At 38.2% G+C, this 8,322-nt stretch carries 7 protein-coding genes and 1 pseudogene; all 8 read right to left on the bottom strand.

Annotation, left to right across the window (positions count from 1 at the left end; translation table 11 throughout):
• A pseudogene (locus G5B11_RS06880) lies at positions 1-470 on the bottom strand (RNA-guided endonuclease InsQ/TnpB family protein); the annotation flags it as partial.
• 55 nt (positions 471-525) lie between these two features.
• On the bottom strand, positions 526-936 hold the full coding sequence (gene tnpA, locus G5B11_RS06875) for an IS200/IS605 family transposase (protein WP_158420381.1): 411 nt from the start codon (positions 934-936) through the stop codon (positions 526-528).
• Between the two features lie 124 nt (positions 937-1,060).
• On the bottom strand, positions 1,061-1,741 hold the full coding sequence (locus tag G5B11_RS06870; protein WP_330603091.1) for a PD-(D/E)XK nuclease family transposase: 681 nt from the start codon (positions 1,739-1,741) through the stop codon (positions 1,061-1,063).
• A 298-nt stretch (positions 1,742-2,039) separates the two neighbouring features.
• The gene (locus G5B11_RS06865) at positions 2,040-2,885 is read right to left on the bottom strand and encodes a carbohydrate ABC transporter permease (RefSeq protein WP_173727328.1); all 846 of its coding nucleotides are present in this window, start codon (positions 2,883-2,885) and stop codon (positions 2,040-2,042) included.
• 13 nt (positions 2,886-2,898) lie between these two features.
• A complete protein-coding gene (locus tag G5B11_RS06860; protein ID WP_158420384.1) occupies positions 2,899-3,783 on the bottom strand; it encodes a carbohydrate ABC transporter permease in 885 nt (294 codons plus the stop codon).
• Positions 3,784-3,817: 34 nt separating this feature from the next.
• Positions 3,818-5,068: an extracellular solute-binding protein gene (locus G5B11_RS06855; protein ID WP_173727327.1), complete on the bottom strand. Its 1,251-nt coding sequence runs from the start codon at positions 5,066-5,068 to the stop codon at positions 3,818-3,820.
• On the bottom strand, positions 5,052-6,860 hold the full coding sequence (locus G5B11_RS06850) for a glycoside hydrolase family 13 protein (protein ID WP_158420386.1): 1,809 nt from the start codon (positions 6,858-6,860) through the stop codon (positions 5,052-5,054). The genes G5B11_RS06855 and G5B11_RS06850 overlap by 17 nt, the downstream gene beginning before the upstream one ends.
• Positions 6,861-6,901: 41 nt before the next feature.
• A complete protein-coding gene (locus G5B11_RS06845) occupies positions 6,902-7,897 on the bottom strand; it encodes a LacI family DNA-binding transcriptional regulator (protein WP_173727326.1) in 996 nt (331 codons plus the stop codon).
• Positions 7,898-8,322 lie beyond the last annotated feature (425 nt).

The following is an 8,322-nucleotide window of genomic DNA, read 5'->3' as shown; positions in this document are numbered from 1 at the left end:
CTGAAAATCTTATTTTCAAGATATAGAAATTTTTCATGGATTCCGTAGGTTTCTTCCATATAGCTTTTCAGATCCTTTGGCAGGGACAGCCGCAGCTGGTCTGAGCCTTTCTCATGCCGGATCCCCATCTGCATGTATGTGACCGGTATATTGTCCTGTTTAAAACGGGGCGGATTTGGATCTTTGATCCCTCCGGTCTTTTTCAGGATATAAAAAGATTTCCAGGCTTTATCCAGCTGCTTGCAGGTCTCCTGCGCTGTCTGTGACGGAAGCTGTCTGTACCATAGATCACCTTTATGTGCTCTTTTCTGATAATACCAGTCAGGATACTTTGCCAGTCCCAGTTCTTTATAATGATGACGTTCATAGTTGCAGATATTCCAGAGTTTGGAAGCTGCATAACACATATGCCCTATGATATTGGAATATTCCGGCCGGATTTTTGTAGATATTTTGTGTGACAGCAGCATTCCTCTTCCCCCCTTCAGACAATCTTGCGGATCTGTATTCACAGTCCGCTTTAAATTAATACGACTTGCTCTGATGTTCAATATAACGGCGGATATTTTCCTCAGATACAGATCCAATCGTTTCCACATAATAGGAATGGTTCCACAGCTCTCCCTTCCATAGCTGGTTTCTTATTTCCGGAAAACGTTCGAACAGTTTTCTTCCGGTGATCCCCTTCAGATACTTGACGATTGCTGTTATGGATAACTTTGGCGGAGCTGATACAAAACAGTGGACATGATCCCCTTCACCACATTCAAATAAATGAACAGTAAATCCCTTATCCTCAGCAATCTGCTGCACCAGTTCCTGAAGATATTCCTCAATTTCTGGTTTTAATATCTTCCGCCGGTATTTCACCGACCACACCATATGGTAGTTGATATTACACACACAAGTTCTGTAATGTATTAGTTTTTCTTTCATACATATAGTATATCATATTGAATTGTAACACGCAATAATTATTCGAACGTATTTTCGTTCTTATTATATGCCGGTTACGGCATTAATATCAAAGCATTAATATCAAAGGATGAGGAGTATTATACTATTTGCATTGTGCAGATATGCACACTCTCGCGCTTTCATCTCGGTAATTGAATTGCCGAGGATTCCCGCTTTTTGTCCTAAAATCCTTTTCCATTGGAATCGCATATTCATTTTCAATGATGTCCAGTTTTTCGTTTACCGTTAAATCTTGAGATAACAATGCTCCCAGTAACCTATGTAACTCATATTTCTCCTCATGCTTCGGAAGTTCTTCGGCAAGCCCAATCATTACGATATTAATCAAATCCATATTTCCCTTCCACGTATAGGAATTTACAACACTGTCTTTTACCAGGTGAATATGTTCTAGACTATTTTTCGGCATATTCATACAGACCCAAATGGAATAGACTCGCTTGATATCATTATAATTTGAATTTGAAAAATCTCTTTCTTTCTGTGAGGAAATCATTCGGCTTACATAAAAGATTGCCCGATTCAATATATCATATCCGTTCAGTTCGTCCTTTTGGGCTTCCACATTAATAATAATCTGTGACAATCCATCTCTCATCCTGACATAGAATATAATGTCAAATCGTATCATTCCCTCATGAAGCTCAGGATTTTCAGAATTAAGACCAATCACACGAGATTCATCATTTTTAATAACAGTATTAGTAAGACCTGTATCTATTGGAACAGAGTTAATAAATGGTTCGCCTTCAATATAAGGCACCACATCTTTCGGATCCCAAAAGTCTTTCTCCTTTTCTACAGCACTTCTAACACTATTCTTCGGCTATATATGTATATAACTCTAAATCTGTATTTTCAACAACAGCCAATTTTCCTGCACTGCGCATCCTCGCGGAGCGTTTATCTCAGTCGGAGATTGGACTCCCACTGAGACGAACTTGCTGTTACTCACCACCTGACCATCTGAAAGAGGCGGGAGTCTTCTCGACTGAGATAAAAATCGAGCAGAAAGTCTGCTGTTAATGGCTTTCTACCCGATTTTCCTGTAAGTATGTATATTAACCTTTTACACTTCCTGCAGTCAATCCTTCAATGAAGAATCTCTGACAGGAAATAAAAACTACAAGTATTGGAATTAGACTCAGCACAGAAAGAGCAAAAACATATCCCCACTGTGTAAACTGATGCTGTCCGAAAAATCCTGAAATAGCAATGGGTAAGGTCCTTTTCAGGTCATCATTGATGACCGTATTGGCCCAGGGAAACTCTTCCCATGCGGTAAGAAAATTAAAAATGGATACGGAAGCAATTCCTGGTTTGGTTAATGGAAGAATAATCTGAAAAAAAACAGTAAATACGCTTCCTCCGTCTATATAGGTTGCCTCGTCTAACTCTCTGGGAATATTCTCTACAAATCCTTTTATCATAAATGTAGAATATGGAATAACCCATGCGACATAAAACGGAATCAATCCAGATAACTTATTGATCACCTTCAATTTAACGGCTAACTCATACTGAGGAACGATTAAAGTAGTTCCAGGTATGATCATGGTTAACATGATGAATGTGAATAAAAATTTACGTCCCAGAAATCTAAACCTGGCAATACAGAATGCCATTGCTGCGGCAACGACGGCCGCTATGGCAACTGTTACAGTGGAAACAAAAATACTGTTAATAAAATTGTTTCCAAATTTTTTCTGTCGTAAAATGTACTGGAAATTTTCCAAAGTAATTTCTTTTATTTTTGGAAAAAATCTGGGAGGATATTCATATAATGCGCCATTTGGCTTCAACGCAGTACTCAGCATATAAATCATTGGAAGAACAACAATGATAAGTCCCAGAGTGAGAATCAGGTATATGATTCCTTTATAAGCCGCTTTCTTGGATATTTTCAAACTCCCACACCCCCTAATCAAGTTTACTGTGGTCCATCATCCGAAATTGAACAATTGCCAATATTCCCAATACTACTGCAATAATAAAGGAAAGCGCTGCGGAGTAACCAAATTCACCTGTGCTGAAAGCTTTATAGTACATCCAGGTTAATACACTTTCTGTCTTATGCCCTGGATTTCCATCTGTAATCATTTTGATAGATGTAAATACATTAAAGCCACCAATGGTGAGCATTACAAGTGCAAACAGAATCGTTCCTTTTATGGACGGAATCGTTACATAGAAAAATTTAGCAATGCTTCCTGCACCATCTAATGCTGCAGATTCATATAAGTCCCTTGGAACCGTCTGCAAAGCAGCTAAAAATACTACCATATTCCAGCCAATTCCTTTCCAGGTTCCCAATAGCATTGCAACACTCATTCCACCCCATCGACTGTCCAGCCAATGGATGTTTCCACTGGTCAGATGTATTACTTTGGTGAGAAAATAGTTTAACAGTCCTTCGGTGTTAAAAACATATTTAAACACTAAGGATGCAATTACCCAGGAGGTGATAACGGGAAGGTAATATGCCACTCGATAACTAATAGAAAATTTATTAATATTGTTTATGAGCATGGCGATCAGAAGTCCCAGTATCATTTGTGCAGGTACTGTTATCAGCGTATACACAATAGAATTGGAAAATGCCAGGTGAAAATATGAATCTGTTAATACCTCTTTATAATTGGCAAATCCGATGAACTCCTGATCAAACATAGAGCCAAAATCCCATTTGAAAAAGCTGGTGATAAATAACTTTACGATTGGATAAATGGTAAAGAATCCAAAAATCAAAATACCTGGAAGGAGAAGAAATCCAATCTGGATATTCTGGCTTTTCTTTGTTTTCATACGATCCCTCCCGTTAACTTAAGAGTCTGTTCTTTTATTCTTCTGCTAATAAATCGTCTACTTTTTCTGCCAGTTCATCCATGGCATCCTGTGCACTCTTCTCTTCGTTCATAACAGCACTTACAGCAGTTGCAAGTTCACTGTCGATTTCAGACCAGCAGGATACAGTAGGTCTGGATTCCGCAGATTTAATGGCCTCGATAAATGGTGCAAAATCAGCATTTTTTACGGTATCGCTTTCGAGAGTAGCTTTATTTACCGGAATCTGACTGCATTTTGCCATTTCTTCCTGCGCAAATTCACCAGTCATAAATTTCATGAATTTCCATGCAGCATCTTTGTTTGCCGTATTAAACATGGAAATATCCTCGCCGCCAAGAACAGAATGGGAACCACCCTCGCCTTCTGGCATTGGAGCTGTTGCGTATTCAAAATCTGGATATGAGCCTTCCATTTCGGAGATTTTCCATGGACCATCCATGATCATAGCATATCTTCCAGTTCCAAAACCGTCAGTCATTGGAATATCGCCACTGTTCCATCCAGTGATAGCACCCTCTTTATACAGATCAGCCAGTGTCTGGATTGCGTTGACGGTTTCTGTGCTGTTTAAATATCCTGTGGCTTTAGTCTGGTCTTCATTGGTTATGGAACCACCCATGCTCCAGATAAATGGGCATAAATTCCATCCAGCCAAAGCAGGTTCATCATAGCCCCAAATTTGCTGACCGTTTTCATTTTCGCCTGCCAGCTTCTTGCAATCTTCTATAAATTCATCCATAGTGGTTGGTGCCAAAAGACCGGCATCTTCAAAAGCTTTTACATTATAAAATAATATTTTCGTATTTGTATTTAACGCAAGTCCATATGTATCCTGCCCAATTTGCGCAGTACTCATGGCACTTTCCAGAAGACCGTCTGCAACTTCCTGATAATCATCCATTTCCTGGTTTAGCGGTACTAAAATTCCCATTTTTTCAAACTCAGGTACCCAGGCACTGTCAAGGCGTGCTACATCGGGAAGTGTTTCAGATTTGGCACTAATCAGAATCTTTTCATGAAGGTCTGACCATTCATGGGAAACTGCATTTACCTTAATATCAGGATTTTCTTTTTCAAACTCAGGAATCAAAACATTATTCAATGTCTCGTTTTCAGCAGACTGCTCACTATAATGATGCCAGAAATTAATGGTAACCTCTTCTGCATAACAGGGTGCTGTGCCCAATGCTGTCACAAACATTGCTGTTGATAAAATAGCGAATAATTTACTGCTTTTTCTCATCTTTCATTCCTCCTGTTTTCAATACGATACCTTCAAATGCTTTCAAAGATAATTTTATACTTCCCCGGCAGGGAATCATGTCTTCATTAAAATATTTTGTGTTTACCAGCTTTTCTGCCTCATAACTTTCGCCAGTTAAAAGATTCTTATACCTGGCAATTTCCAGAACAGGAAGCCGCACCTCATATTCCTCTTCTGTCCCATTCATAAGAACGTAAATCTGCTGATTTTCTGACTGACATAAATACCCATATATCATTTTTTTACATACAAGTGGTATAATGTTTCCTGTTCGTAGACAGGAATATGATTTTCGGATACTAATTATTTTTTTATAAAAAGATAATACTTCCGTGTTTTGTTTTTCTTTTTCCCATTCCATGCATCTTCTACAATCAGGATCATTATCACCATTTAAGCCAATTTCATCACCATAATAGATGCTTGGAGCTCCTGGAAAACACATCTGGAACAAAGCGGCCAGCTTCAATCGGCGAATATCACCTTTACAGTTCCATAAAAACCGTTCCGTATCATGGCTGTCTAATGGCTGGAAAAGTGCTTGTCTGATTTCTTCCGGATAATGAGAACGCATCTGGCAAATCCTGTGATTAAACATTTTTGCATCAATACTGCCCCTGGCAAAAAAATCTCTCACACTATCCCGAAATACATAATTCATGATACTATCTACGGATTTTCCATCTAGCAATGAAAACCCGTCTCCCCATGTTTCTCCCAAAAGGAGACAATCCGGATACGCTGATTTAATTCTGTATCTAATTCTGGCCCACAAAGAGGGATCAATTTCATCAGCTACATCCAGGCGCCATCCATCAATATGATATTCGTTCAGCCAAAAGGCCATCACATTGTAAATATATGATTGCACTTCCGGATTTGCTGTATTCAATTTGGGCATGTATCCATAATCTCCAACACATTCATAATCCGCATCGGTTTCAGATACTTCTACAGGAAATCTCTTGATATAAAACCAGTTACAATACCGTGATAATTCCTGTTTTTCAATTACATCCTGAAACGGAGCAAAATGAATGCCACAGTGATTGAATACTCCGTCAAGAATGATTTTTAACCCATATTTATGACAGGTCTCAACCAGTTCCCGGAATGTTTCCTTTGATCCAAACGAAGGATCGATCTCCAGATAATCCGTTGTAGCATATTTGTGATTAAAATCCCCTTTAAATATAGGAGTCAGATACAGGCATTCTACTCCAAGAGAATCCAGGTATTCCAATTTTTCCAAGATTCCTGCCAAATCTCCGCCCATATAATTCTCTCTATTAGGAGCAGTTCCCCATTCCTGGCATCCGGGAGGATTATTAGAAGGATTTCCGTCAGCAAAGCGTTCCGGGAAAATCTGATAGTAAATCACACCTTTCGCCCATTCAGGAATTTTTAAAACATTAGTTTCATTTGCATAGAGAAATTCATAAAAACCATCTCTGGGTTCATTTTCACTGGTGTCCCATGCATTCTGAAAATAAAGCTTTCCTGTGTTGTCAATCAACCTGAAATAATATTTCAAATATCTTAACGTATCTGTTGTAATCACTTCAGCTGTAAAATGGTCTCTCACTTCATCTCTGATCACACGCTGCATAGGATAACTGCTGATTTTCTCCGGTGCAGTTCTTGGGAAAACCAGCAATTCACAGGTTTTGATATCACCAGCCGCGGCATGTATCGTCACCACTAATCTCTTTCTGCTGGCAAGATACACATCTGGATAGCCTGCGTGATGTTGTACTGCCGGTATATTCATTTTTTCTCCAATTCTGCATTGGTTTTGATATACTTTCGTTATTATACATTTTGAGTAGAAGCTCTTACAATTAACTCTGTAGAAATCAGGTTCTCTCTTTGTATATAATCTTGATCTTTTATTTTATTGATCAAAACCTCTGCTGCCATTTCCCCAAGCTTGTAGGTATCGATATCCACTACGGTAAGTGGCGGATCCATATATTCAGCAAAGGGATAATTATCAAAAGTTACGATTCCAATTTCCTTGGGTACCTGTTTTCCAATTTTCTTCATAGCCTGCAGTACGTGAAAAGCAATTATATTGTTAGAACATAAAAACGCGTCTACATTTTCCTGTTCTGTTGCTTTTATAATTTTTCTTTCCAGTTCTTCCTTATTCTTCTCCTTGAAAATAATACAGGTATCTTTTTTATCCAAAGTTTTCTCATAACCCTGGATTCTTCGTTTGGTAAACATGGCATCCAGATCATCTGCTGCATAAGCAATCTTTTTATAGCCACAGTTAATCAAATGCTCAACTGCTTTTACGCTTCCCTGGAAATTGTCCATATCTACCCAGTTCATAGTTTCATTTTTTTCCGGTTTTTCTCCCATTACTATCCATGGAATATTTTCATTTTTCAGGGCTGATAAAATATTCTGGTTTAATTCTGAAGCAGTCAGAATTAAACCATCCACTCTGTGTCCAAAAATCAGTTCACATGCCGGAGAACTTTTTTCTTCCACATCATTTGTGATCAAAAGACTGTAACCGTTTCTCTGTGCTACTTTTTCCATTGCATAAACACTTCGTGTGAAAAAGGTATTGGCAAATGCATTCTCATTGTCAGCATCTACAACTAATCCAATCGTAAGAGATTTTCCTTTCGCAAGGTTTCGTGCAAGGCTGTTGGGATGATAATTAAGCTCTTTCATTGCTTTATAAACTTTATTTTTCATCTCATCTGAAATAGGTGCTGTTCCATTAATCACTCTTGATACAGTTGATTGAGAAACTCCCACTTTTTTTGCGATATCATTTAATGTTGCCCTCATATGCATCCTCCCTGATATAAGATTATTCTTCTGATCTTTATGTAATCATGATTTTGGTGTTTTGACACCAAAATCATATTATTGAATTAACCCTGTTGTTTTATCGTTATTATAACCTTATATCCAGCATTGTGCAAGCGGTTGCATTCCATGGTAAAAAAATATATTTTGCAATACCTCCTTTCATCTTTTTGTTATGCAAGCGGTTGCATAGTTTGGTAATTATATGCGCCTTCGTTATGAAAGCGCTTGCATTAACTATGCTTTATTAATACCACTTCTTATCAGAAATGTCAATTCAATTTTAAAAGAAACTGATATTTTGTGTATTCTACACAAATTCATGCTCTTATTATTGTGATACCAGGATTGTGGGAGTGCATAGCACGAAACAGTCCGTAGGTATCATAGCCTCGGGCTTTTGT

It is taken from the genome of Blautia glucerasea, assembly GCF_013304385.1.
In the GTDB taxonomy this organism is placed as follows: domain Bacteria; phylum Bacillota; class Clostridia; order Lachnospirales; family Lachnospiraceae; genus Blautia_A; species Blautia_A ammoniilytica.
The sequence above is the reverse complement of the archived record's forward strand: the minus strand, read 5'-3'. Positions and strand labels throughout refer to the sequence as shown.

Coding starts and splice junctions, on each gene's coding strand:
- G5B11_RS06845 (WP_173727326.1), bottom strand. CDS start 7,897: ATGAGGGCAACATTAAATGATATCGCAAAAAAAGTGGGAGTTTCTCAA.
- tnpA (WP_158420381.1), bottom strand. CDS start 936: ATGAAAGAAAAACTAATACATTACAGAACTTGTGTGTGTAATATCAAC.
- G5B11_RS06855 (WP_173727327.1), bottom strand. CDS start 5,068: ATGAGAAAAAGCAGTAAATTATTCGCTATTTTATCAACAGCAATGTTT.
- G5B11_RS06860 (WP_158420384.1), bottom strand. CDS start 3,783: ATGAAAACAAAGAAAAGCCAGAATATCCAGATTGGATTTCTTCTCCTT.
- G5B11_RS06850 (WP_158420386.1), bottom strand. CDS start 6,860: ATGAATATACCGGCAGTACAACATCACGCAGGCTATCCAGATGTGTAT.